At 60.6% G+C, this 22,209-nt stretch carries 22 protein-coding genes; 17 read left to right on the forward strand and 5 right to left on the reverse strand.

What is annotated here, in order from left to right:
* Window positions 1-274 precede the first annotated feature (274 nt).
* Both CV013_RS06510 and CV013_RS06515 read left to right on the forward strand, forming a co-directional pair.
* On the forward strand, window positions 275-973 hold the full coding sequence (locus tag CV013_RS06510; RefSeq protein ID WP_102154420.1) for a hypothetical protein: 699 nt from the start codon (window positions 275-277) through the stop codon (window positions 971-973).
* Between the two features lie 401 nt (window positions 974-1,374).
* A complete protein-coding gene (locus CV013_RS06515) occupies window positions 1,375-1,926 on the forward strand; it encodes a hypothetical protein (protein WP_102154421.1) in 552 nt (183 codons plus the stop codon).
* A 33-nt stretch (window positions 1,927-1,959) separates the two neighbouring features.
* Here CV013_RS06515 and CV013_RS06520 read toward each other — a convergent pair whose 3' ends face one another.
* Entirely contained in the window at window positions 1,960-2,469 is a 510-nt protein-coding gene (locus CV013_RS06520; RefSeq protein ID WP_102154422.1) for a hypothetical protein, read from the reverse strand.
* A gap of 389 nt (window positions 2,470-2,858) precedes the next feature.
* On the opposite strand from CV013_RS06520, the gene CV013_RS06525 reads away from it, so the two are divergent.
* The 8 genes from CV013_RS06525 (at window position 2,859) to CV013_RS06555 (ending at window position 12,477) form a co-directional block, all read left to right on the forward strand.
* A complete protein-coding gene (locus CV013_RS06525; RefSeq protein ID WP_102154423.1) occupies window positions 2,859-3,404 on the forward strand; it encodes a DUF488 domain-containing protein in 546 nt (181 codons plus the stop codon).
* 78 nt (window positions 3,405-3,482) lie between these two features.
* Window positions 3,483-3,644 carry a hypothetical protein gene (locus CV013_RS15660; RefSeq protein WP_198591827.1) on the forward strand — a complete coding sequence of 54 codons (162 nt, stop codon included), beginning with the start codon at window positions 3,483-3,485 and terminating at the stop codon, window positions 3,642-3,644.
* Window positions 3,645-3,665: 21 nt separating this feature from the next.
* A complete protein-coding gene (locus CV013_RS06530) occupies window positions 3,666-4,658 on the forward strand; it encodes a site-specific integrase (RefSeq protein WP_223805263.1) in 993 nt (330 codons plus the stop codon).
* Between the two features lie 326 nt (window positions 4,659-4,984).
* The gene (locus tag CV013_RS06535; protein WP_102154424.1) at window positions 4,985-5,767 is read left to right on the forward strand and encodes a reverse transcriptase domain-containing protein; all 783 of its coding nucleotides are present in this window, start codon (window positions 4,985-4,987) and stop codon (window positions 5,765-5,767) included.
* Window positions 5,768-5,941: 174 nt separating this feature from the next.
* On the forward strand, window positions 5,942-7,441 hold the full coding sequence (locus tag CV013_RS06540; RefSeq protein WP_102154425.1) for a type I restriction-modification system subunit M: 1,500 nt from the start codon (window positions 5,942-5,944) through the stop codon (window positions 7,439-7,441).
* Window positions 7,431-8,705: a restriction endonuclease subunit S gene (locus CV013_RS06545; protein WP_102154426.1), complete on the forward strand. Its 1,275-nt coding sequence runs from the start codon at window positions 7,431-7,433 to the stop codon at window positions 8,703-8,705. Before CV013_RS06540 ends, CV013_RS06545 begins: the two co-directional genes overlap by 11 nt.
* Window positions 8,702-11,746, forward strand: coding sequence for a type I restriction endonuclease subunit R (locus tag CV013_RS06550; protein WP_102154427.1), 3,045 nt, complete (start codon window positions 8,702-8,704; stop codon window positions 11,744-11,746). Before CV013_RS06545 ends, CV013_RS06550 begins: the two co-directional genes overlap by 4 nt.
* On the forward strand, window positions 11,746-12,477 hold the full coding sequence (locus CV013_RS06555; RefSeq protein WP_102154428.1) for a M48 family metallopeptidase: 732 nt from the start codon (window positions 11,746-11,748) through the stop codon (window positions 12,475-12,477). The genes CV013_RS06550 and CV013_RS06555 overlap by 1 nt, the downstream gene beginning before the upstream one ends.
* Here the strand turns inward: CV013_RS06555 and CV013_RS06560 are convergent.
* Window positions 12,444-12,770: a toxin-antitoxin system HicB family antitoxin gene (locus CV013_RS06560; RefSeq protein ID WP_157935736.1), complete on the reverse strand. Its 327-nt coding sequence runs from the start codon at window positions 12,768-12,770 to the stop codon at window positions 12,444-12,446. The genes CV013_RS06555 and CV013_RS06560 overlap by 34 nt on opposite strands.
* 103 nt (window positions 12,771-12,873) lie before the next feature.
* On the opposite strand from CV013_RS06560, the gene CV013_RS06565 reads away from it, so the two are divergent.
* The gene (locus CV013_RS06565; protein WP_198591828.1) at window positions 12,874-13,041 is read left to right on the forward strand and encodes a FitA-like ribbon-helix-helix domain-containing protein; all 168 of its coding nucleotides are present in this window, start codon (window positions 12,874-12,876) and stop codon (window positions 13,039-13,041) included.
* Window positions 13,042-13,249: 208 nt separating this feature from the next.
* Window positions 13,250-14,398, forward strand: a complete 1,149-nt coding sequence (locus CV013_RS06570; RefSeq protein WP_102154431.1) for a tyrosine-type recombinase/integrase — start codon at window positions 13,250-13,252, stop codon at window positions 14,396-14,398.
* 112 nt (window positions 14,399-14,510) lie between these two features.
* Here CV013_RS06570 and CV013_RS06575 read toward each other — a convergent pair whose 3' ends face one another.
* The gene (locus CV013_RS06575) at window positions 14,511-14,804 is read right to left on the reverse strand and encodes an excalibur calcium-binding domain-containing protein (RefSeq protein WP_102154432.1); all 294 of its coding nucleotides are present in this window, start codon (window positions 14,802-14,804) and stop codon (window positions 14,511-14,513) included.
* A 177-nt stretch (window positions 14,805-14,981) separates the two neighbouring features.
* On the opposite strand from CV013_RS06575, the gene CV013_RS06580 reads away from it, so the two are divergent.
* Entirely contained in the window at window positions 14,982-15,641 is a 660-nt protein-coding gene (locus tag CV013_RS06580) for an outer membrane protein (RefSeq protein ID WP_102154433.1), read from the forward strand.
* Between the two features lie 172 nt (window positions 15,642-15,813).
* Here CV013_RS06580 and CV013_RS06585 read toward each other — a convergent pair whose 3' ends face one another.
* Both CV013_RS06585 and queF read right to left on the reverse strand, forming a co-directional pair.
* The gene (locus CV013_RS06585) at window positions 15,814-17,103 is read right to left on the reverse strand and encodes an O-acetylhomoserine aminocarboxypropyltransferase (RefSeq protein ID WP_102154434.1); all 1,290 of its coding nucleotides are present in this window, start codon (window positions 17,101-17,103) and stop codon (window positions 15,814-15,816) included.
* A gap of 68 nt (window positions 17,104-17,171) precedes the next feature.
* Window positions 17,172-17,630, reverse strand: coding sequence for a preQ(1) synthase (gene queF, locus CV013_RS06590; protein WP_102154582.1), 459 nt, complete (start codon window positions 17,628-17,630; stop codon window positions 17,172-17,174).
* A gap of 107 nt (window positions 17,631-17,737) precedes the next feature.
* Between queF and CV013_RS15525 the strand changes: the two genes are divergently transcribed.
* The 4 genes from CV013_RS15525 to CV013_RS06615 are packed head-to-tail and all read left to right on the forward strand — an operon-like array spanning window position 17,738 to window position 22,166.
* Window positions 17,738-18,994 (forward strand): hypothetical protein, encoded by a 1,257-nt coding sequence (locus CV013_RS15525; protein ID WP_157935737.1) that lies wholly within the window; start codon window positions 17,738-17,740, stop codon window positions 18,992-18,994.
* Between the two features lie 30 nt (window positions 18,995-19,024).
* Window positions 19,025-19,873: a sulfurtransferase gene (locus CV013_RS06605; RefSeq protein ID WP_102154437.1), complete on the forward strand. Its 849-nt coding sequence runs from the start codon at window positions 19,025-19,027 to the stop codon at window positions 19,871-19,873.
* Between the two features lie 2 nt (window positions 19,874-19,875).
* Complete coding sequence (metC, locus tag CV013_RS06610; protein ID WP_223805262.1) at window positions 19,876-21,087, forward strand: cystathionine beta-lyase; 1,212 nt, start codon at window positions 19,876-19,878, stop codon at window positions 21,085-21,087.
* Window positions 21,084-22,166, forward strand: coding sequence for a mechanosensitive ion channel family protein (locus CV013_RS06615; RefSeq protein WP_102154439.1), 1,083 nt, complete (start codon window positions 21,084-21,086; stop codon window positions 22,164-22,166). The genes metC and CV013_RS06615 overlap by 4 nt, the downstream gene beginning before the upstream one ends.
* Window positions 22,167-22,209: the final 43 nt, after the last annotated feature.

Genomic DNA, 22,209 nt, shown 5'->3' on the forward strand with positions numbered 1-22,209 from the left:
CCTTAATGGCCGGAAAGGGAACAAAAACCCCCGGAAATCCCGGAATGGGCACCGAAACTCCCGGAATAATCCCGGAATAGATCGGTGTCTGGGGCTTCCTGCCGCCCAATCTGCTGTTGCCGAGGGCAGCAGCAGCCTCGCACGACAACCCTGAAAACGAGAAAACCCCCGCCTTGCAGGGCGAGGGCCTTCAGGAGCGCCGGGGCGACGCTGACTTGCGACAGTATTCCTATTCCCGACGCTCCTTCCGTTCAACCCGAAAGGAGCCAGAACCGTGGCCATCAAATCAGCGATCCAGACCGAGACGTCAGTTGAGACGATCACGGTCGCAGACTTGTTATCTGATCTCGACATCCCCGATGAGATCGGCGCAGCCCCTTACACGGGATCACAGCAGCAGCTTGTGAGCATCACCCGATGGCTGGCCATGCAGCACGGGAAGGATACTTTGTGCAGCCTCAAGCAGCCGACCCCTTCTGCACTCGTCAAAGAATGCAAGAGGATGTCCGGTGTTTGGTGGAGCTACCTCACCGATCATCTGGGGGTCGCTGACGACCTCAAGAAGGTCATTTTTCATAATTTCCGCAATGCGTTCGAGCACACGACGCATAAGATGCTCACGGGTCACGATCTGCCCAAGGCCAAGGACGGGTTCCAGCATAATGCCCTCAGGGGGCTTCGGCAGGCGACCGGTCATGGCGACGCCGCTCTGCTGCTCTACCGTATCCGCTACTGGTGGTCCAAGGCCAGCGTGATCCAGGACGGCAAGAAGTGGATCGCGAAAACCCATAAGCAGTGGGCGGACGAACTCGGCATCTCTCCGCGCACCTACCGCACTGCTCAGGACCGGCTGCTGGAACGGGGCTTGATCGAGACCATCACCGCCGAGTTCAACGGCCATTCGATGTTGCATCTGCGTCCGACACCGGAAGCTGTGGCCCTGTTCCAGTATAAGGATGCCGGGGAGGCATGACGGAAATCGTCAGGGGTGTGTAACGGATTTCGTCATAGCCAGTAACGGGAAACGTCAACACCTCTGACGTGGTTCGGCAGTCGGTATGACGGAAATCGGCAACCTTAATAAAGGGACTAATGAAGATACGAAAGAAGCTACAGAAAAAGCCTCAGCGTCCAGTCGCTGCGCTCCGAACGCCGGGGTCTCCTGAACTTTGTTCAGGGAAGGAAGGGATCGGGATACATGCTAACGCATGTCTCCCTTCCCGAACCCCACCCCCTAAAGTCCCCCGCCCCACAATCGTGCAATTAATTGCAATCCATCTTTCGTTAGGATCAGGTCGGCATACTCGATCATCCCTTGCCCGGCTGCGTCTTTCACATAGGCATCTGGTCCCAACAACTACGAAGGTTTCACAGATGGAAGGGATCAACAAAACGACGGTGGAGGTGCCCCAGGACCTGATCGACCACAGCAAGTCACGCCTCCTCGAAGCGGCGAGCCTCTTGCGGACAGTCCGGGAGGATAATCCCGACGAATTCAGAACGGTCGCCCAGAAGTTGAGGATCGGCCTTCGCAAAGCCCACCATTTGGCACAGATCGACAAGGTGTTCGAAAAGATGGCCATTCCGGTCGAACGAGCACAGCGCCTAGGCTGGACCAAGCTCTCCATCATCGCGGCTCATCACAAAACCCATACGATTGACGACCTGATCGACGTGGCGGAGAGTTGCACCGCGCACGAACTGAAAATGCACATCCGCGACGGCAAGTTCGATCCCGACGGTCGAACGGTCGTGCTGCACTTCAGCAAGGAGCAATATGCACTGCTCGATGAGGCCCTGCGCGCCAAGGGCGCCGAACCACATTCCAGAGGACTGCTGGGCAAGGAGGCAGCGCTCATGAGGCTTGTCACCGAGAGCCTGACTGCCACGCCTCCAGCACCGGCACCGAAGAAAGCGAAGGGCTGACCGGCGAGGCGAAGGCGCTGGTTCGGATTGCGATCAGCGGGCGAGCGACGATGCCGTGACGCGCACCGTGTCCGCCAGCGCGGTGACAGGCACCGCCGAGGTCAATCTGCTGATCGTGCTCAGGGCCGCTTGCTTTATGTCCGGCAGATCGCGGGTGGCGACGACATAGAACGCCCACTGGGTGGGGTCACGATGATCGGCGTGATCGGCATAGATACTGTGATGCGCGAATACATAGAGGTGGGCTGGACGACCTGCCTCGGCGATCCATTGCGTTCCAGCCTGCCAGTGCCCCGTGCGCGCAGCGACATCGAAGATCGGTTTGCTCGGCTTGCTGGTGGACCATGATTGCATCGCCGCCGATTGCTTGACCTCCAGCCGAAGACCGTCAGGACGCTCGAAATCCCATCCTGCATAGTCGCCGCCGCACAAGCGCCATTCCGGCTCCAGAGCAAGCGCGACGATCGCTTCAGCGACATGCCCTCGCAAGACATTTGTGACCAACGGCTTGCCGAACGCGACTTGCGATACCCTGGCGATCACGTCGCCGACCCCGAACGCCGGTGCCCCGGCCTGTTGTGATGTTGTAATGATCCTGCCCCTCCGTCGCCCCGGTCTTCCTGTGGGGCGACGGCCGAAGCCGGATGTTGGAAACCCGCTGAGACAACGAGCGCATGCGCCTTTACCGGCGAACCGGCTGGACATACGCGCATGCCACCCGGCCTCCGAAATCGGCGACCGAGGCGTCTCAAGAGGGGTTTCCACGCCCCGCTCTGCGGCTTTCATGCAGAGCAGGACGGTCATAGCGAAGCTCGCCCAGAATAGGAAGATGCCGGTAAATGCGGGGTTGCGTAATGGCATTTAAGTAATTGAAAATGCTGTTTTTATTTAAGTTTTGATCATAGGATCATCTTCATTCTGAAAGGATCAAGATGATTGAAATAATGAGCGTGGGGCACTCCAATGCGAGTTGGGACGAGTTCAGCTACGCCCTCGACCAGTTCGGTGTCGGGTGCGTGATCGACGTGCGATCTTCACCCCGGTCGCGCTGGCAGCATTTCAACAAGCCGCAACTGCGGGTCCGGCTGAACCGGATCGGCGTGAGCTACATCCACATGGGCAATGCTCTGGGCGGGATGCCGGTGAGCGGTCCCACCGACTATGCAGCGCGGCGTGGGACCGAAACCTTCGCCACCGCGATCGACGACATACTGGCGATAGCCGCCCGATGCAGACCCGCCCTGTTATGCTCGGAGCGGGACGTGCTGCAATGTCATCGCTTCACGCTAATCGCCCGTCACCTGCACAGCCTGCCCGAAGTCCGGGTCTCACACATTCGCCACGACGGCACGCTGGAAACGCATGACGAGGCCGAGGAGCGCCTGCTCGCCCTCCACAAGCTGTCCGACGACCTGCTCACAGATCGCAGCGAGCGACTGGCCGAAGCCTATGCCCGGCACGAGCGAAAGCTGGGTTGAAAGCGGCGATGCTTAAACCCCTCATTTTGGGCCAGCGCATTTGGATCATCCTACTGAAATCATGAGAGGAATTGTGAAATGGAAAATCCAATAATTGTCGAAACCAAGGCCGACGATCTGTGGGGCTACGGCAATCAGCGGCCAAGGGAAGTCAAGACGCTGCACGCGCAAAGTCGGGCAGGAAATGCAGGGTTCCAGACCCCTGTTTTCTGCATAGGCGACCTTGGCTTATCACTTTGAACTCACAGGACGAACCGCGATATGGAAAAACAAATAATTGTACAAAACAGAGGTGATGCGAGTTGTGCAATTAATTGCAAATCGAGCAGCCTGCCGGATCAGCAGCCCCACCTCGCAGAGCCGATCTCAGAGCCGCTTCACCGCCTGCTATCCTCATCTCTATCGGCTGGCACCCAGCGCGCCTACGCGGCTGATCTGAACCATTTCCGGGCCTCCGGCAGAGACATTCCCTGTCCACCGCACGCCCTGGCGGAGTATCTGGCCGATCTGGCCGCGACCCATGCCACCGCCACGATCCAGCGGCGGCTCGCCGCAATTGCGAAGGCGCATCGCGCCCTCGGTTATGACGATCCCACCAAGGCCGAGATAGTGGCAGCAACGATGCGCGGTATACGGCGAACCAAGGGCATGGCTCAACGGGAGGCGCAGGCGTTGCAGCGCGACAGCCTGTTCGGAGTTCTGGAGCGCATGGGCGATCGCCCGATCGACATCAGAGACCGGGCATTATTGCTGATCGGGTTCGCCGGAGCGTTTCGTCGTTCCGAACTGGTCGGGTTCGACTGCGGCGATGTCGAGCATGTTGGCCGGGGCATCGTGCTTCATCTGCGCCGCTCCAAGACCGATCAGACCCGGCAAGGTCGCAAGATCGCCATCCCGCACGGGCGCACGCGATGGTGTCCCGTCCGTCATCTGGCCGATTGGATCGCTCACGCCGAGATCGAGGAGGGGCCGCTGTTCCGCAGCATCGACCGGCACGGGCATATCGCCCCCGACCGCTTGTCCGGCGATGCCGTCTCGACCATCGTCAAACGGCGCGTCGAGGCGGCGGGTTTCGATCCCGCAACATTTTCCGGCCACTCGCTGCGCGCCGGGCTGGCTACCAGCGCCGCTATGGCCGGGGCCTCGTCATGGAAAATCCGTGAGCAGACCGGCCACAAGAGCGACGCCATGCTCGCCCGCTATATTCGATCCGCCGACCTGTTTGTCGATAATGCTGCTGGTGTAGTGCTGTGATCTGCTAAACGTGTTTGCTTGAAAATGCTCGTCCGCTGCCCCATGTTCCGTCTCCCTCGGTATGAGGTTCTTCCTGCGGCAATTCGGAAATTCTGGAAAAGCTGCTTCGGGGCAACACGATGAACCGACTTCGGGTTATCATGATGCCTGCTTGGTTGGTGATCTGCGTGCAAACGCAAGGCAGCCGAGGGTAAATGGGAGAACCCACGGTATGAAGAAAACCTCGCGTTTTAATCACTACTGTGGCCTCGCCTTGGAATACGGAGCTAATGCGTTCAAACTCGCATATTACGTTCTAAAGTTCCTCGGCGAGGTCACCAACTACCGTGCGCAACCTGTACGATCATCATTTCGCGCTTAAGCCCGGCACTCGCGTCTACATCCCCACGGAAATGGGGCGAAAACGTGGAACGGAAATCAAGGGGGCAATCGAAGGCTTATGGAAGCCGCCAGCGAACTATTTTCACCTGTTAGAAGGCGGACATGTCGCAGCGGTAAAGTCGCATCGAAACGCCACTTGGCTCGCCTCGCTAGATTTGCAGCGCTTTTTCGACCAGATCACACGAACAAAAATCCATAGGGCGCTCAAGGTCATCGGCTTGCCGCACCAAGATGCGTGGGAGATGGCGTGCGACAGCACGGTAGACAAGAAGCCGCCCAAGCGGCATTTCAGCCTTCCTTTCGGCTTCGTTCAGTCGCCCATTGTTGCATCGGTGGTGCTCGCTCAGTCCGCCTTGGGAGGTGCGATCAGAAACCTCGTTGCGGGTGGGCTAACTGTTACCGTCTATGTCGATGACATCACCATCTCTGGGTCTTCCGAGGAGCAAGTGTTCGCTGCGGTCGAGCAACTTGAAACCGGAGCTGAGTTAGCTGGGCTCGCTTTCAACCCCGAAAAGACGCAGCTACCGAACGGCGCGGTGACGAGTTTCAACATTGCGTTCGGATCAGGCGCCCTGGAAGTAAAAGAGGATAGGATGGCCGAGTTCGAGGTCGCCATCCGCAACGGCAATGAATATCAGATCGAGGGCATTCTCGGCTACGTTGGCAGCGTAAATCACGGACAAGCTGACCGGCTGGCGGATGCCGCACGCCGCTCTAACCTCCGATAACCTTCACTTATCAGAGCCTATAGACAGGCCCGAACAGACGCCCCAGCGTTGTGCAATTAATTGCAATCTCGTTTTCCTGTTCGTTTGTGTCGCCAAAAATCCCCACCGCTGCTATCGGATCATCAGGTGAACAAAGTTCGTGGCTCAGGGAGGAGCCGCGCTTCCGGGGGATCAATGCCAATACTGACGCAATCCGAACTCGAACGGCATTTGTGGGGCGCAGCGGACATATTGCGCGGCACCGTCGATGCCGGGGACTACAAGCAATATATTTTCGGCCTGCTATTCTATAAGCGCCTGTGTGACGTGTGGGACGAGGAGTATGAGGCCCTGCTCACCGAGACCGGCGACCGCGAGGAAGCCGCCGACCCGGACGAGCACCGCTTCCACATCCCCAAGGAGCACCGCTGGGAGGCGGTGCGCCAGCACGCCACGCAGATCGGGCAGCGGCTGAATAACGCGCTGGCGTCCATCGAAGATGCCAACCTACGGCTGCGCGGCGTGTTCGGCGACGTGGACTTCGCCAATCAGGATCGCTTCTCCGACGCCTTGCTGGAAAAGCTGCTGACCCATTTCGAGAAGCACCGGCTGCGCAACGTTGATGTGCCAGCCGACATGCTCGGCGATGCCTACCTCTACCTCATCAAGATGTTTGCCGAAGGTGCGGGCAAAAAGGGTGGCGAGTTCTACACGCCCCGGCAGATCGTCCGCCTCATGGTCGAGATCGTCGAGCCGCGCCCCGGCACGTCGATCTATGATCCCACCTGCGGCTCTGGTGGCATGTTGTTGGAAGCGGTGCAGTATCTGAAGGACCGGGGCGAGGATGCGCGCACCTTGTCGCTCTATGGGCAGGAGAAGAACTTCGCCACATGGGGCATAGCCGAGATCAACCTGTTTCTGCACAACGTGGACGACGCCTTCATCGCCAAGGGCGACACGATCCTGTCCCCCAAGCGGTATGACCCCAAGGCCCGCGAGTTCGTGGAGGGCATCGGGGCCTATGACCGGGTGCTGGCCAACCCGCCATTCTCGGAAAAGGTCTGGGGCTACGATGTCTGGCAGAACGGCGATCCATTCGGACGCGATACCTATGGCTGCCCGCCCAAGGGCTATGGCGACCTTGCCTTTGTCCAGCACATGCTCGCCAGCCTGAAGGATGACGGGATGCTGGCGGTGGTGGTGCCGCACGGCGTCCTGTTCCGTGGCGGGGCCGAGGGGCGGATCAGGGAGGCCATGCTGGCCGCAGACGTGATCGAGGCGGTGGTGGGCCTTGCACCCAATCTGTTCTACGGAGCGGGCATCCCTGCCGCCCTGCTGGTGTGCCGGAAGAAGAAGCCCGCCGACCGGCGCGGCAAGGTGCTGATCGTCAATGGCGATGCCACCTACCAGCCGGGCAAGGCGCAGAACTTCCTGACCGATGAACATGTCCGCACACTAGCGGAAACCGTCCACGCCTTCGCCGATGTCGAGAAGCTGGCCCGTGTCGTTCCGGTCGAGGAGATCGCCGCCAACGGTCACAACCTTAGCATCAGCCGCTATGTTCAGACCGGCGCGGATGTCGAGGCGGTCGATGTCGCGGCAGAGGTCGCCAAGCTGCAAGACCTGATTGCGAAGCGCAACGAGGCGGAAACCATCATGTTCGGGCATCTCAAGAGGCTTGGCTATGTCAGGTGAGCAGGAAGGCACTTGGGCAAGTAAATCGCTCGGCGACCTTTTCGCCGTCAATACGCCGGGGCATTGGGGCGATGAGCCTGAAGGTCATGGCAACATCTTGGTGTTGCGTTCCACCAACTTCCGAAAAGCAGGTGGCCTAATCTATGAAACCGCTGCTCCACGTCAGTTTGACGCACGAAAACTGGCCCAAAAGCGCCTACAGGCTGGCGATATCATATTGGAGCGTTCGGGAGGAAGTCCCGCCCAGCCTGTTGGTCGTGCGCGACGGTTCGAGGCCGAAGGCTGCTATTCCGCGTCGAACTTCATGCAGATCATGCGCCCATCGGATAAGGTCGATAACTGGTTTGCCTGCTACTTGCTGGATTACCTCTACGACCAAGGGCATACGGAACCGCTTCAGAAAGCCACCACCGGCATCCGGAACCTCGACTTCAAAACTTACCTTCATCTGCCAGTATCTGTTCCGTCCCTCGACGAGCAGCGGAGGATCGCCGAGGTGCTGCGGTCAGTGGACGAAGCGATTGCAGCTACGCAGGCAACGTATGACGGGATATTGACGGCGCAAGCAGCAGTCTTTCAGTCGTTCCTTCAAAGCGGGGAACGAGTTCCGCACTCCCAACCGATCATCAGCTGGATGACTGGCAAGATTAGCGGAGTGGATCAACTTCCTCCCGGCTGGCGCATCGTCAGGTTGGTCGAGGTTGCCCGTTTAGAAAGCGGCCACACGCCTGACCGGAAGAAGCCCGAGTATTGGGACGGGGGCGACGTCGAGTGGATATCCCTTCACGACACGCAAAACCTTGAACGGTGCGACATCAGTCATACGGAAATGCGCATCACGGAGGCGGGCCTTGCCAACTCGTCAGCTCGATTGCTCCCAGCCGGAACCGTCTGTTTCTCCCGAACGGCAACCGTTGGCAAGTGCGTCATCATGGCCAAGTCTATGGCGACCAGCCAAGACTTCGCGAACTTCGTTTGCTCGCCGGAGCTAAACAATCGCTACCTTTTGCACCTCATGCGATGGATGCAGCCGGTCTGGAAAGCGTTGGCCAGCGGCAGCACGCACAAAACGATCTACATGCCGACCTTCAAGGCGCTGCAAATCATCCTTCCGTCGCGAGCCGAGCAGGACGAGATCGCGGCAACGATGGACAGCTTCGTGAACACGGCAGAAGGCCATGCGGCCTCCCTTACTCATCTGCGATCATTGAAAGCTAACCTAATGTCTGACCTCCTCTCTGGTCGGGTGAGGGTGCGTGCATGAGCGAATACCGCCTCGCTGAAAAGCCCGCGCTCGATGCGCTGGCCGCGATGGGCTGGCAGGTGCTGTCCCCGGCGCAGGCGCTGGCGATGCGTGAGGAGGATAACCGCGTCATCCTCAAACCCGTGCTGATCGACGCTCTGCGTACGCTCAACGACATCGGCGCGGCGGATGCCGAGGCTATCTACAACGACCTGTCCACCCTGTCTGACAACGAGGAGTGGCAGCGCAAGCTGCGCGGCGGCTATTCCCGCCGCCTGTCCGGCGAGAACCGCGACAGCCCGATTGCGCTGATCGACTTCAAGAACCCCGGTCGCAACGCCTTCCACGTCACCAGTCAGTTCCGGGTGGCGGCGCAGCGCCCGCGCATCCCCGACATCGTGCTGTTCGTGAACGGCATCCCGCTGGTGGTGATCGAGGCCAAGTCCCCGCTTAAGGGCACCGCCACGGGCGACGAGGCGCACGAGCAAATTCGCCAGTATGAGCGCGACATCCCCCGGCTGTTCTACCCCAACGCCCTCAATGTCATCACGGACGGGATGAAAACCGAATACGGCGCGACCGGCGCACCTGCGCAGTTCTATGGCCCATGGCCCGACGCATGGCCGCGCAGCCGGGATGACTTCCCCGATGCGCTCTCCAAAGACCTGTGGTGCCTGTGCGAGCCGTCTCGCTTGCTCGACCTGTTGGCGCATTTCATCGTTTTCGAGGTGGACCCGGAGCGGGGCAACAAGATCAAGAAAATCTGCCGCTATCAGCAGTTCCGGGCCGTCAACAAGGCGGTGGAGCGCGTTGCAGGCGGAGAGGACCGCAAGGGCCTGATCTGGCACACGCAGGGCAGCGGCAAGAGCCTGACGATGGTGTTCCTTGCCCTAAAGCTGAAAACCCACCTGACGCTGGATGCGCCGACGCTGGCCAATCCCAACATTCTCGTGCTGACCGATCGGATCGACCTCGACGACCAGATCAGCAAGACCTTCGTCGCGTGCGGCTTGCCCAACCCGGTGCAATGCGGATCAGTCGCGGCACTGCGTGAGGCGGTGAACCGGGGCGGCAATGGGCAAATCCTGCTGTCCACCATCTTCAAGTTCGCCGGATCGAAGGAGGCGATCCCGAACAGCGCCAACTGGATCGTGCTGGTGGATGAGTGCCACCGTACGCAGGAAAAGGACTTGGGTGCGTTCCTGCAAGCGACCCTGCCAGAAGCCCATTTCTACGGCTTCACCGGCACCCCGATCAAATCGACCGACAAGGACACCTACGCCCGGTTCAGCGTGGCCGGAGAAGGCTACCTCGACAAATACGGGATCGACGATGCGGTGCGCGACGGGGCGACCGTCCCGATCCTCTACGAAGGCCGCAAAACCGATTGGGCGATCAATGAGGCAGAGATCGACATTCTGTTCGACCGCTGGTTCGTGGACCTGCCCGACGACAAGCGCGAGGAACTGAAGCGCAAGGGCCTGACGCTCGCCACCATCGCCAAGCACCCGGAGCGCGTGCGCCTGATAGCGCTCGACATCTGGGAGCACTTCAAGGCGGTGTGCCAGCCGGACGGCTACAAGGCGCAGATCGTGGCCGTGGATCGAGAAGCGGTGATCCTTTACCGCGCCGCGCTGTCTGCCGTGATCGCCGCCGATCTGGAGCGTGGCGGGATGGAGGCCGGGGAAGCGCAGGCACAGGCCGACGCGATGATCGCCTGTGTCTTTTCCAAGAGCCAAGAGGACAACAAGCCGAGCGAGAACCCGGATGTTGCCGCGCTGCGCGCCGGGCTGGAGGCGTTCTATCTCGACGATGAGGCCGAGAAGGACGTGAAGAAGCGGTTCAAGGCGCGGGGGCAGGAACCCAGTTTCCTGATCGTGTGCGACAAGCTGCTGACCGGGTTTGACGCGCCCATTGAGCACGTGATGTATCTCGACAAGCCCCTGAAGGAGCACAACCTGCTCCAAGCCATTGCCCGGACCAACCGGACCCACGCCTTCACCGATGCCGAAGGTGGAACCATCGAGAAGCCCAATGGCCGGATCGTCGATTACATCGGCGTCACTAACCATCTCGATGAGGCGCTGAAGTCCTACCGCTCGGAGGATGTCGAGCACGCGATGCGCGACATCGCGATCCTGCGGAACGACCTCAAGGAAGCGCACGCCCGCTACCGTGCGCAGAAGCGGGCGATGAAGCTGGACGGGCTGGACGAAAAAGCAGCCGCCTATGCTGCCGCCAAGCTGGTGGCAGACGGGCAGGAGGATGACTGGTTCGAGTTCCAGCGCCTGACCCGGACATTCATCAAGGTCTATGCGGACCTGTCACCCGATCCGGCGATCCTGGAGTTCACTGCCGAGGTGAAATGGGCAGCCGCCTTCCTGCGCTTGGCCACCCAAGCCATCAGCAAGGGCGAGAGCCTCGATCACCGCAGCTATTCGGGCAAGATCAGGGACATGCTGGAACAGCACGTCCATGCAACGGGCCTCTCCACCACGATCCGCCTGCGCAACATCACCGATCCGAACTTCGCCGACGACTTCGACACAGGCGATAAGACCGAAGCGGAACTTCAGGAAGCGTTTGTGCGCAAGTCCGCAGAGCTTCGCCGTGTCACCCGTGAACTGGTGGACAAGAACCCGGCGCAATATGGCCGCTTCTCCGAGCGGGTACTGGAGATCATCCGCCGTTTCGAGGAAGGCCAGCTTGCCGCAGCCGATGGCCTGCGCGACTTCGAGGGACTGACTGGCGACATACAAGCCGAGCAGGGCGCGCACGCCGAGCTTGGGATGGACGAGCACGCCTTCTCGATCCTGCGCATTATCGAAGCCATCGTGCCCGATACCGATCATGCGACCTTGCAAGATGCGGCCATCGCCATCGGCTCACTATATGCCGATGTCGCCGCGACCCAGCCCGCCTTCGCGCACATGGAAGCCTATCTTCGGTCACTGCGCCAGCAGGTCCGCCGTATTCTGACGGATCACGACATCGGCGAGACCAAAATCATCCGCGAGAAGGTCGAAGAGTTCGCCGTCCATGCCTATGGAGCCGGTGCCTGATGCCCACGCTTCAGATTGGTCGGAAGGAAATCCCCTACGAACTTCGCCGTTCAGCGACGGCATCGGAGCGACGGATCACCATCACGCCCGGCCATGTCGAGGTGCTGGCGCTGACCCGTGATAATGATGGCGACATCGCCGGTTTCCTTGAGCGCAAACGACAGTGGGTGTTCGACACCGTACGCGAGATGGAACGGATCACCGCCAGTCGTCATGCCGTGCCCCGGTTCACCACCGGATCGAAGATACCCTATCGGGGCCGCAACATGTCGCTGACCGTGCGCCGCACCGACGCCGAGCGGATTGCCATCGCCTATCGCAACGGGTTCATCGTCGATCTGCCACACTGGGCCGGAGAGGATGCCGATCCCCTCGTCGCCAGCGAACTCAAGCTCTGGCTGAAGCAGCGTGCCCGGCGCGACGTGCGGGAGATCGCCGCCGACTATGGCAAGCGGTTCAGCCTTGTGCCTCGATCGATCCGCACGACCGACCTTGCCCATGGCTGGGGATCATGCGGGCCGGAGGGAAATATCCTCATCAACTGGCACCTGATTTTCGCTCCCAGGAAGGTTCTGGAGTATGTCGTGGTGCACGAACTGGCGCACCTCAAGCACCGCTCGCACGGGGCCGAGTTCTGGGCCTGTCTCACCGCCCTGATGCCCGAATACGAAAGCTCACGGTCTTGGCTCGATCACCATCAGTCCGCGCTGTCGGCGTCATTCTTGGCTTGAAGCTGATCTCGTAGCTGACGCGCCTGCTCGCCAAGAATGCCGGTCTGCTCATTTGCCGGAGACAGGTTCAGAGCCTGCTCGATCATGTCCAGTCGCCCCTCGATGACGTCGAGGCGCGGCAGGATGCGACCGTCGTTTGCCTCATCTTCCCGCACATAGACCCCACCAACAGACGCATTGAGGCGATCCACGATCAACTGATTGAGAGATGTCCCGGCTTCCTTGACTTCATCTGTCAGCGCCGCGTGCACCTGCGCCGGAAGCCTCAGTGTCATTTTTACCCAGACCGTCATGCTCAGAACCTCGTGCCATGTTTCATGGTGGCACATAGCAGTGGCACGGCCATTGACCAACCCCCTCTTTGCCACCATTATTGTGCAACCAATATTTGGTGGCATGAAAGGAAGAAGAGTGAACACGGAGTTGAAGACAACCTTGCGGCTGCCCGATGCCGTTCACGCATGGTTGAAAGATCGGGCGAAATCGAACCGGCGCAGCGCCAACGGCGAGATCGTCGTCATTCTGGAGCGGGCGATGTCCAGTGACCGGCAGACGGACGCATGAAGCACGCACTCCCCACCGGGGAGCGAATGATGCTCCCAAAGGAAGCCGCCGCGAAGCTGGCCATGTCGGTTAAGACGTTGATGAAACACGTCGAGGCCGGACGGCTCCGCTTCATCAACGTCGGCACCGCGACGCGGAAAGTCCATCGCTTCACCGACAAGAACCTCGAAACCTTCAAGCAAAATCAGAAGGTCAGGGAGACCCCGAAATGTCCGTCTATAAGCACCCCAAAAGCCCGTTCTACAGCTATGATTTCCAAGTCCACGGTCGTCGCTTTCACGGCTCTACAAAATCCCGGAATAAAAAAGACGCCGAACTAGTCGAGCGTCAGATTAGGACGAAGGCGAAGGCAGACATCGAAGCCGAGAAGCGCACCGGCAACGGCCCGCTCACCCTTGATGTTGCCTGCGGCCGGTATTGGTCTGAGGTCGGGGAACGTCACGCCAACAGCGGCGACACCTACCGCAATCTTGCCCGGCTCGTGGAGTTCTTCGGCGCGGACAAGCGACTGGACGAAATCACCGATGCCGATGTTGCGGCGATGGTGGCATGGCGGAGCGGTCATCAGGCTACCGTCATGGTTCGGAACAAGGCTGGCGATCTTGTAAAGAAGCCGGTGCGGCGCGTCACCCCCGCCACCGTGAACCGCACGGCCACGCAAGTCCTGAAGGCCGTGTTCAGCCGCGCTCGTCGCACATGGCGTTACAGCTTTCCGCAAGAGCCCATCTGGAAAGACCACTGGCTGAAGGAACCGACCGAACGAGTGCGCGAGTTGCACGATCACGAGGAAGACGCCCTGGAGGCCGCTATCCGGGATGATTATCGTCCTTGGGTCGAGTTCGTCAGGTTGTCAGGCCGTCGCCTGAGTGAAACGCTGATCCGGTGGGAGAACGTCAACTGGTTTTCCAAGACCATCGTGACGATCGGCAAAGGCGGGCGCAAAGTCACCACACCGATCAACGAGGAACTGGAGGTGCTTCTGAAATCCGTAAAGGACGATCACCCCGAATGGGTCTTCACCTATATCGCCACTCGGACACGGGATGGCAGGGTCAAGGGGAAGCGGTATCCGATCACCAAATCCGGTGCACTCAGCCAGTGGAAACGCATGCGGTTGAAGGCCAAGCTGTCCGATTTCAGGTTCCATGATTTCCGGCACGACACGGCAACGCGGGTGTTGCGCGTCACCGGCAGCCTGAAAGTGGTCTCACGCCTGCTAAACCATACCAGCATCACCACCACGGCGCGTTATGCCCATGTCACGGATGACGATCTCGCCGAGGCGATAAGCAGGGCGGCGAAATCTAGGGGAAACTCCCGGAAAAAATCCCGGACTAGCGCACAGAATGTAGCTTAACCTATGAAACACAACGAAAATATGCTAGATGACCAACTCCTTTGTAATCAGGGGGCCGCGGGTTCGAATCCTGCAGCCGGCACCATTTTCAATAAGTCAATCTGGCGGCACGCTACTCGCAGCCGATCCCGTCGTTATCGCGATCGAGATGGCGGGCATATCCCGGATCGCCTCGGCGGACGGGTGCCGCCCCTGCAGCACGAGCGGCGGCGCAGTTCGGATAGTACACGTCCCCCTTCCGCTGCACCGGCTTCTGCGACTTTCCTGCATTTGGACCACGGTGGCAGTGGCGTCCGCCGTTCTTGCGATCACGATGGCAACCATCAGCGGCAAGGCCACCGGGATGCGCCTCTATCGGTGTGGCCCATATGACCAATACCGCAACGAGCGGTGAAAGTGCCCGCATCATCCCTCCCCCAGAAGTTTTACACCCACGCAATCACTGTAACATATTAATTATGATGGCACGACCACAATATCCGGACAAGTAAGGGTAAGTGCACATTAATTGATGACAGTATTGCCAGTCAGTTAACTCATCGCTAATCCATACTCACCTTAGAACAGGGTGGGAGCTTCATTGATGATCAAGCAATGTACTTATCTGGCCGCATGCCTCGCGGCAGCGTGGGCTGGCGGCGCCAGTGCACAAGAGGCCCGCTTTCCCGGCTTGCGGATCGAAGCGGTGGGCGGTCTCGACATTACAGGGGCGAAGCTGGCGTATGAAGACACAGCTTTTCCGGCTGATAACTTCGCTGTGACCGAAGACACCACCGGTGCCGTCTTCGGCTTTGGCATTGGGTACGATGCACGAATTGGACAAGGCACATATGTCGGCATCGAAGGCGGATACGAATGGTCCGACAACGAACGGTGTGAGGCTGTCTATGGCGGTGATTCCGCATGCTTTTCGCTGAAGCGAAACTATTTTGTGGGGGTTCGCGGAGGCGGCCGCCTGTCGAGCGCGGCGCTGGCCTATGGCGGCATCGCCTATGTGAACGGCAAGGGAGAAGTAAGCTATTCCGATCCCGCCGCCCCTGCCGACAACTTCGCCTTTTCCGACAATCGCGGCGGATATCGCGTCAGTGTGGGCGTGGAACAGCGGTTAGGGAAAAATGTCTACGGCAAGCTCGAATACCGATACACCGATTACGCAGACTACACTTACACCAGTGGCACCGAAACGGCGACGCTCAGCTTCGATCGCAATCAGGTCATCGCTGGCGTAGGGGTGCGATTCTAACCGAAATGGGCAAGGGGCGTGACATACTACCGTCACTCCCCTTGCCAATCATATCACGCAAGAGCGAGAAGAACTCTCAACCCCGCTCGCGATAAGGTGCGCCCGCTGATCGGGCACCTCGGCACGGCCCACGCCCTTCCTCTGCCGAGGAAAGGCGCCGACTGTGCCGCGATCAGATGTTGTTCAGCCCCATTTCGAGGTCTGCAATGATGTCGTCGATATGTTCGATTCCGACAGATATCCGCACGACATCCGGCCCCGCCCCGGCGGCGATGAGTTCGTCGCCTTCAAGCTGGCTGTGGGTGGTCGATGCCGGGTGAATGATGAGCGAACGCGTATCGCCAATATTGGCAAGATGGCTGAATAGCTTGACGCTGGACACCAGCTTCACGCCCGCTTCGAACCCGCCCTTTACCCCGAAGGTAAAGACCGCCCCGCCCCGACCGCCGAGGTATTTGTCCGCAAGGGGTTTGTAGCGATTGCCTTCCAGCCCGGCATAGGAGACCCATTCGATCTTGTCGTGCCGTTCCAGCCATTTGGCAACCGCCAGCGCGTTATCGCAATGCCGCTCCATCCGCAGCGCCAGCGTTTCCATACCAGTGAGCGCGAGCCAGGCGTTCTGCGGGGCCATTGCCGGCCCGAGATCGCGCAGTCCGAGAACCCGACAGGCGGTGATGAAGGCAATCGGCCCCACAGGTTCCAGCGCATCGACCAGCACCGCGCCGTGATACGATCCGTTCGGCTGCGTCATGCTGGGGAACTTGTGCGCCTGCGCCCTCCAGTCGAACCGGCCGGAATCGACGATCACGCCGCCGATCGAATTGCCATGACCGTTGAGGAACTTGGTCGTCGAGTGGGTCACGATATCCGCGCCATGTTCGAACGGACGACACAGGATCGGGCTGGCCATCGTATTGTCGACGATCAGTGGCACGCCGCCGTCATGGGCGATATCCGCAATGGCCGCGATGTCGGTGACGACACCGCCGGGATTGGCGAGGCTTTCGATGAAGACACAGCGGGTCTTGTCGTCGATTGCTGCACGCACATTCTCCGGGTCGTCGACATCGACGAAGCGGGTTTCCCAGCCAAACTTGCGAAATGCCTCGCCCATCTGGTTGAGCGAGCCGCCATATAGCTTGCGCGCGGCAACGATATTGCACCCCGGCTCCATCAGTGTGTGGAACGCGACCAGTTGCGCGGCGTGTCCGCTGGCGACGCCGAGCGCACCGACGCCCCCCTCCAATGCCGCGATCTTCTTCTCCAGCACGTCATTCGTGGGATTCATGATCCGCGAATAGATATTACCGAACTGCTTGAGTGCGAACAGATCCGCGGCATGTTCGGCATTGTCGAACACATAGCTCGCCGTCTGATAGATAGGCGTGATCCGCGCATTCGTCGTCGGGTCGGGTTTGCACCCGGCATGCACAGTCATCGTTTCGAGTTTCAAATCAGCCATCTTGTATCCAATCCGGTATGTTATCGAAGTTGCGAGTAGCAGCTATCGCGCGGGTGCCAGAAAAACTCTCATCCCCGCCCGCGATAGGGGGCAACGCCCTGATCGGGCACCCATAGCCCGTCGGGAACGGGGCCGGTCTGCCAGAATACATCGATCGGAATGCCGCCACGCGGGAACCAGTATCCGCCGATCCGCAGCCATTTGGGCTGCATCTCGCCGCGCAGGCGATGGCCGATACCGACAGTCACATCTTCGTGAAATCCCGCGTGATTGCGGAAACTGGCGAGATAGAGCTTGAGGCTTTTCGATTCGACGATCGTTTCATCGGGCGCATAATCGATCACGATGTGGGCAAAGTCCGGCTGCCCCGTGACCGGACACAGCGAAGTGAACTCGGGCGCGGTGAAGCGCACGCAATACAACGATCCTCGGCGTGGATTCGGAACGTAATCAAGCTTTGCCTCGTCCGGGGAAGCGGGAAGCGGGCTGTTCTGGCCCAGATGCAGGGTTTCGGGTGTGTCGCTCATGCCGCGCATCTGGCGTGAATCGCAGCGACAGGCAAGCATACGGTGGACTTGTGCGGTTCAATCCCTATTCAGCGCCAGCCCGCAATTTCGCGCGGCGATCGCTTGAAATGAAAACGAAAACGCTCCTTCCCGGCATATGTGCTCTGCTTGTTTCCACCTCGGCTGTGGCGCAGCAGGCGAATCTGCCGCCTCCGTCGCCGGGCGATTTCAGCTTACCTCCCGCCCCGACTCCGACACCGACCGATGTGCAGGGCCCGGTTGATCCGGACGCGCCGTTCGCCACTCAACCACGCGCACCAACGCCTACGCCCAGCCCGACTCCGGCACCGACGCCTGCCCCCACTCCGGCACCCAGGCCGACACCGACTCGCTCTCCGGTTGAACCGACCGGCACATCGCTGCCCCCTCGGTTCACCCCGGCACCGACAACGCAGCCGAGCGACATCCCCGGTTCCACAGCCAGCGCCGCTGCCGGTGAGGCTTCCGACCAGGGCGACAGCAGCGATTCGACGATAGGCGCGTTTCCAGCAAGCCCGGTGCCCGACGCATCGCCATCCGTCGCCCCCCAGCAAACCGACAGCGACAGTAGCGGCGACAATGTCTGGCTGTTCGCGCTGCTCGGCGCTCTCGGTCTGGCCGCAGCAGCGGGCGCGGCCTTTACCTTGCGGCGTCGCAAGAGCGCCGAATCGGTCCCGCTGATCGAACCTCCGAAAGTCGCTCCACCGCCCAGCCCCCCTCCGTCCAGCCCCCCGGCACCGGAATCCTCGCCAGACCCCGCGTCCGACGAGACCGCGGGTGGCACGGTTGGCGCAGTCGTCGCCAAAACGGTCAAGGCCCGGCCAGATGCGATTGCCGTCCCCCGCAATGCAAAGCCGGTGAGCGCTTCCACCGCAATGCCCGCCATCGATGCGGTGCCGATCTCGCTCAGCCGCAGCATGATGAATGCCACGCTGACATTCGAGCTGGTCGTCACCAACCGCAGCGGACGACGGATCGACGGTGTCTCGCTGGAGGCGGATCTGGTCAGCGCGCACGGGCGCGAACCGGCGGAACGTCAGCTGGCCGACCCGGCCACGCCTCTGACCGCACTGGACGACACCGGCCCCATCGACGCAGGTGAAAGCTGTACGATCCGTGGCGAAGTGCGCCTGCCGGTCCCGCAAATCCGCCCGCTCGGCGATTCGCCTGACAGGCCCTATATTCCGTTGCTGCGGGTGCGCGCGCTCCTCGGCGGCGAAGCACCGATGGCGCGGACATATGTTGTCGGCAAAGTTTCGCCCAGCCAGCGCACACGGGTCTTGCCATTCCTGCTGTCCGACATGCCGCAGGTTCATACCGATATCGGGTTCAAGCCGCTCGACTGATCGCGCGCGAGGCGCTACCCTTGCCGGTATATGGATAGTCTTGTTTCGACCGACTGGCTGGCGCACGAACTCGGCGCTGGCGATCTAGTTATCCTCGATGCTTCGGCGCATATCCCGGCTACCGGGCGGGACGCGGCTGCGGAATTCGCTGCGGGGCACATTCCGGGCGCGCGGTTTCTCGATCTACGCAGCCTGACCAATCCCGCCTCGCCCACACCATCGGCCGTGCCCAGCGCGGAACAGTTTGCCGAACGGATGGGCGCGCTGGGTATCAAGCCCGGCAGCAGAATCGTGCTGTACGACGACAGCACCGCGAAAACCGCGTGTCGCGCGTGGTTCATCATGCATATGAACGGCACAGCAAATGTCGCGATACTCGATGGGGGGATGCCGAAATGGCGCGCCGAAGGCCGCCCTCTCGAAAGCGGCGCGGTCTCCCCCGTAGCCTGCGATTATCCCGTCCCTGTGCAAGCGCTGGAAATGGTGCGAAGCAAGGCCGAGATGCTGACCAATTGCACCAGCCACGCCGAACAGGTGATCGACGCGCGCGACGCAGGCCGTTTCACAGCTCAGACGATCGATACGGTCCACAATCTGCCCGGCGGCCATATCCCCGGCGCACGAAACCTGTGTTATGCCGAACTCTATAACGAAGACGGAACCCTGCGCGATAACGACGAATTGCGCGCCCGGTTTATCGACGCCGGTGTCGATCTGGATGCCCCGATCGTTACCAGTTGCGGCAGCGGGGTAACCGCCTCCTCTCTGCTGTTCGCGCTAAACCGGCTCGGCAAAATCGACTTCGCACTTTACGATGGAAGCTGGAGCGAATGGGGCGCCGATCCCGCTACTCCCAAGGAAACAGGGTACGCAGCCTGACAATGGCCAAACAAACCAATCGCAATCTCAAACCCGCCACGCGCGTCGTCACCGGAGGGCGCCGTGCCGAATGGACCGGCGCCGTGGTCAGCCCACCGGTCTGGCGCGCCAGTACGCACCTGTATGAAAGCACGGCCGCGCTGGAACAGGGTAAGAAAGGCAATGCAGACGGGCGGTTCTTCTATGGCCGTCGTGGCGCGCCGACCCAATGGGCGCTGGCGGAAGCGCTGACGGAGATTGAACCGGGTGCAGCAGGGACCGTGCTGTATCCCAGCGGCGTAGCTGCGATTGCCGGGGCGCTGATGGCGGTTCTGAAACCCGGCGATGTCCTGCTGGTGACCGACAATGCCTACGATCCGACGCGCTCTATGGCGACCGGATTGCTTAAGCGTTTCGGGGTAGAGGCGCGCTTCTTCGATCCGCTCGATATTGATGGATTCCCCGACACCTTTTGCGACCGGACCCGCGCAGTGATGCTCGAAAGTCCCGGCAGCCTGACGATGGAGGTCTGCGACATCCCTGCCCTTGCAGCGATTGCGCGGGACAAGGGCGCGGTCAGCCTGATCGATAACACATGGGCAAGCTCGCTGGGGTTTACCGCGCTGGAGCATGGATGCGACATCGCGATCATGGCGCTGACCAAGCACGTCGGCGGCCATTCGGATCTGATGATGGGCAGCGCCAGTGCAGCCGAGCCGTGGCACAGCCGCTTGCGCCAGACGGCACAGGCGCTGGGTCATGTCGTCTCTCCCGACGATGCTGCGCTCGCCGCGCGCGGGTTGCGTACTATGGCGCTGCGGCTGAAACAGGGCACCGAAAGCGCGCTGCGGATCGCAACATGGCTCTCCGCCCGCCCCGAGGTTGCCCGCGTCCTGTGCCCGATGCTGCCCGGATCGCCGGGCCACGCAATATGGGAGCGGGACTTTACCGGTGGCTGCGGTTTGTTCAGTTTCCTGCTGGCCGACGCTGACGATGCGGCGCGTGCGCGGTTTATCGATGCGCTGGAATTGTTCGGTATCGGGTATTCATGGGGCGGGTTTGAAAGCCTTGCCATTCCGTTCGATCCGACACCCAATCGCAGCGCTAGCCCGTGGCCTCCGGCCGGGTGGACTGGTGACAATGCGCTTGGAATCCGGCTATCCATCGGGCTCGAAGATACCGACGACCTGCTCGCCGACCTTGAGCGGGCATTTGCTGCGATGGAGAAACGATGATCGAGCTGCTTGCCGCTGCCGCCGGTTCGGTCGCCAAGGCGACCGGGGCCGCTAAAGATGCGGCAAGCGACGTAGCGAGCGATGTTGCAAGCAGCGCCCCCAGCCCTGCAAATCTGGACGAAGCGGGCGTAAGGGCCGCCGATGGCCTGAAAGAAGCGGTGGGCGAACAAAGCCGCACCATCGGGGACATCATCCAGTCGCTCGACAGTATTTCGATCGATCTGGGCAAGTTTCACCTTTCGCTGTGGGACGCGATCGTCGTGATGATGGTGATCGTCGGCGTCTATATGCTGGCGTGGTTTTCCAGCCGCGGCGCGCGCGCCCTGCTCCGGCGGATGACCCGCCTTGACCTGACGCAGCGGCTGCTGGCGGAAAAGCTGGTATCCATCGCGGTGTGGGGCATCGCCTTCCTGCTCGGGATCGACATCCTCGGCATCGATCTGACAGCGCTGGCGGTTTTCTCGGGCGCATTCGGCCTCGCGATTGGTTTCGGGTTACAGAAAACCTTCGGCAATCTAATCGCCGGGATCATCCTGCTGATGGACCGGTCGATCAAGCCGGGCGATGTCATCGTAATCGCTGATGCTGCGGGCAATTCGACATCGGGCCAGATCCGCAAAATCGGCATCCGCGCCGTCTCTCTGGTGACCCGCGATCAGAAAGAATATCTGATTCCCAACGAAAACCTGATGGTCAACCAGGTGGAAAACTGGTCCTACTCGTCGAAGAACGTGCGGATACAGGTGCCGGTCGGCGTATCGTATAACTGCGATATCGCACTCGCGGAAAAACTGATGCTGGAAGCCGCGAAGAGCGTTCCGCGGGTTCTCAAGACCCCTCCGCCCGTCGTGTGGCTGGATGCCTATGGCGACAGTTCGGTGAACTTCATCGTCCATTGCTGGATTTCCGACCCGGAAGAGGGCGTTGGCAATATCCGATCGCAAGTACTTAAAAACCTGTGGAATCTGCTGGCCGATAACGAGATCGAAATCCCCTTCCCACAACGCGACCTCAATTTGCGGGACAACGAACAGTTCCAGCAACTGGTGGCCGCCATCGCCCAGCGCGTCAAAGAATAGAGCGCTCGCGCGCCTGCCATTCCGGTGGGGACGACGTTCAATG

The sequence above is a fragment of the Tsuneonella flava genome (genome assembly GCF_002870965.1).
GTDB classification, from domain to species: domain Bacteria; phylum Pseudomonadota; class Alphaproteobacteria; order Sphingomonadales; family Sphingomonadaceae; genus Tsuneonella; species Tsuneonella flava.

Excerpts from the sequence above, each read along its gene's own strand:
- CV013_RS06530 (WP_223805263.1), top strand. The coding sequence starts at position 3,666 with ATGGAAAAACAAATAATTGTACAAAACAGAGGTGATGCGAGTTGTGCA.
- CV013_RS06585 (WP_102154434.1), bottom strand. The coding sequence starts at position 17,103 with ATGGCTGATTTGAAACTCGAAACGATGACTGTGCATGCCGGGTGCAAA.
- metC (WP_223805262.1), top strand. The coding sequence starts at position 19,876 with ATGGCCAAACAAACCAATCGCAATCTCAAACCCGCCACGCGCGTCGTC.
- CV013_RS06515 (WP_102154421.1), top strand. The coding sequence starts at position 1,375 with ATGGAAGGGATCAACAAAACGACGGTGGAGGTGCCCCAGGACCTGATC.
- CV013_RS06565 (WP_198591828.1), top strand. The coding sequence starts at position 12,874 with ATGAAAGGAAGAAGAGTGAACACGGAGTTGAAGACAACCTTGCGGCTG.
- CV013_RS06560 (WP_157935736.1), bottom strand. The coding sequence starts at position 12,770 with ATGACGGTCTGGGTAAAAATGACACTGAGGCTTCCGGCGCAGGTGCAC.
- CV013_RS06540 (WP_102154425.1), top strand. The coding sequence starts at position 5,942 with ATGCCAATACTGACGCAATCCGAACTCGAACGGCATTTGTGGGGCGCA.
- CV013_RS15660 (WP_198591827.1), top strand. The coding sequence starts at position 3,483 with ATGGAAAATCCAATAATTGTCGAAACCAAGGCCGACGATCTGTGGGGC.
- CV013_RS06550 (WP_102154427.1), top strand. The coding sequence starts at position 8,702 with ATGAGCGAATACCGCCTCGCTGAAAAGCCCGCGCTCGATGCGCTGGCC.
- CV013_RS06605 (WP_102154437.1), top strand. The coding sequence starts at position 19,025 with ATGGATAGTCTTGTTTCGACCGACTGGCTGGCGCACGAACTCGGCGCT.
- CV013_RS06615 (WP_102154439.1), top strand. The coding sequence starts at position 21,084 with ATGATCGAGCTGCTTGCCGCTGCCGCCGGTTCGGTCGCCAAGGCGACC.
- queF (WP_102154582.1), bottom strand. The coding sequence starts at position 17,630 with ATGAGCGACACACCCGAAACCCTGCATCTGGGCCAGAACAGCCCGCTT.
- CV013_RS06575 (WP_102154432.1), bottom strand. The coding sequence starts at position 14,804 with ATGCGGGCACTTTCACCGCTCGTTGCGGTATTGGTCATATGGGCCACA.
- CV013_RS06545 (WP_102154426.1), top strand. The coding sequence starts at position 7,431 with ATGTCAGGTGAGCAGGAAGGCACTTGGGCAAGTAAATCGCTCGGCGAC.
- CV013_RS06570 (WP_102154431.1), top strand. The coding sequence starts at position 13,250 with ATGTCCGTCTATAAGCACCCCAAAAGCCCGTTCTACAGCTATGATTTC.
- CV013_RS15525 (WP_157935737.1), top strand. The coding sequence starts at position 17,738 with ATGAAAACGAAAACGCTCCTTCCCGGCATATGTGCTCTGCTTGTTTCC.
- CV013_RS06525 (WP_102154423.1), top strand. The coding sequence starts at position 2,859 with ATGATTGAAATAATGAGCGTGGGGCACTCCAATGCGAGTTGGGACGAG.
- CV013_RS06580 (WP_102154433.1), top strand. The coding sequence starts at position 14,982 with ATGATCAAGCAATGTACTTATCTGGCCGCATGCCTCGCGGCAGCGTGG.
- CV013_RS06555 (WP_102154428.1), top strand. The coding sequence starts at position 11,746 with ATGCCCACGCTTCAGATTGGTCGGAAGGAAATCCCCTACGAACTTCGC.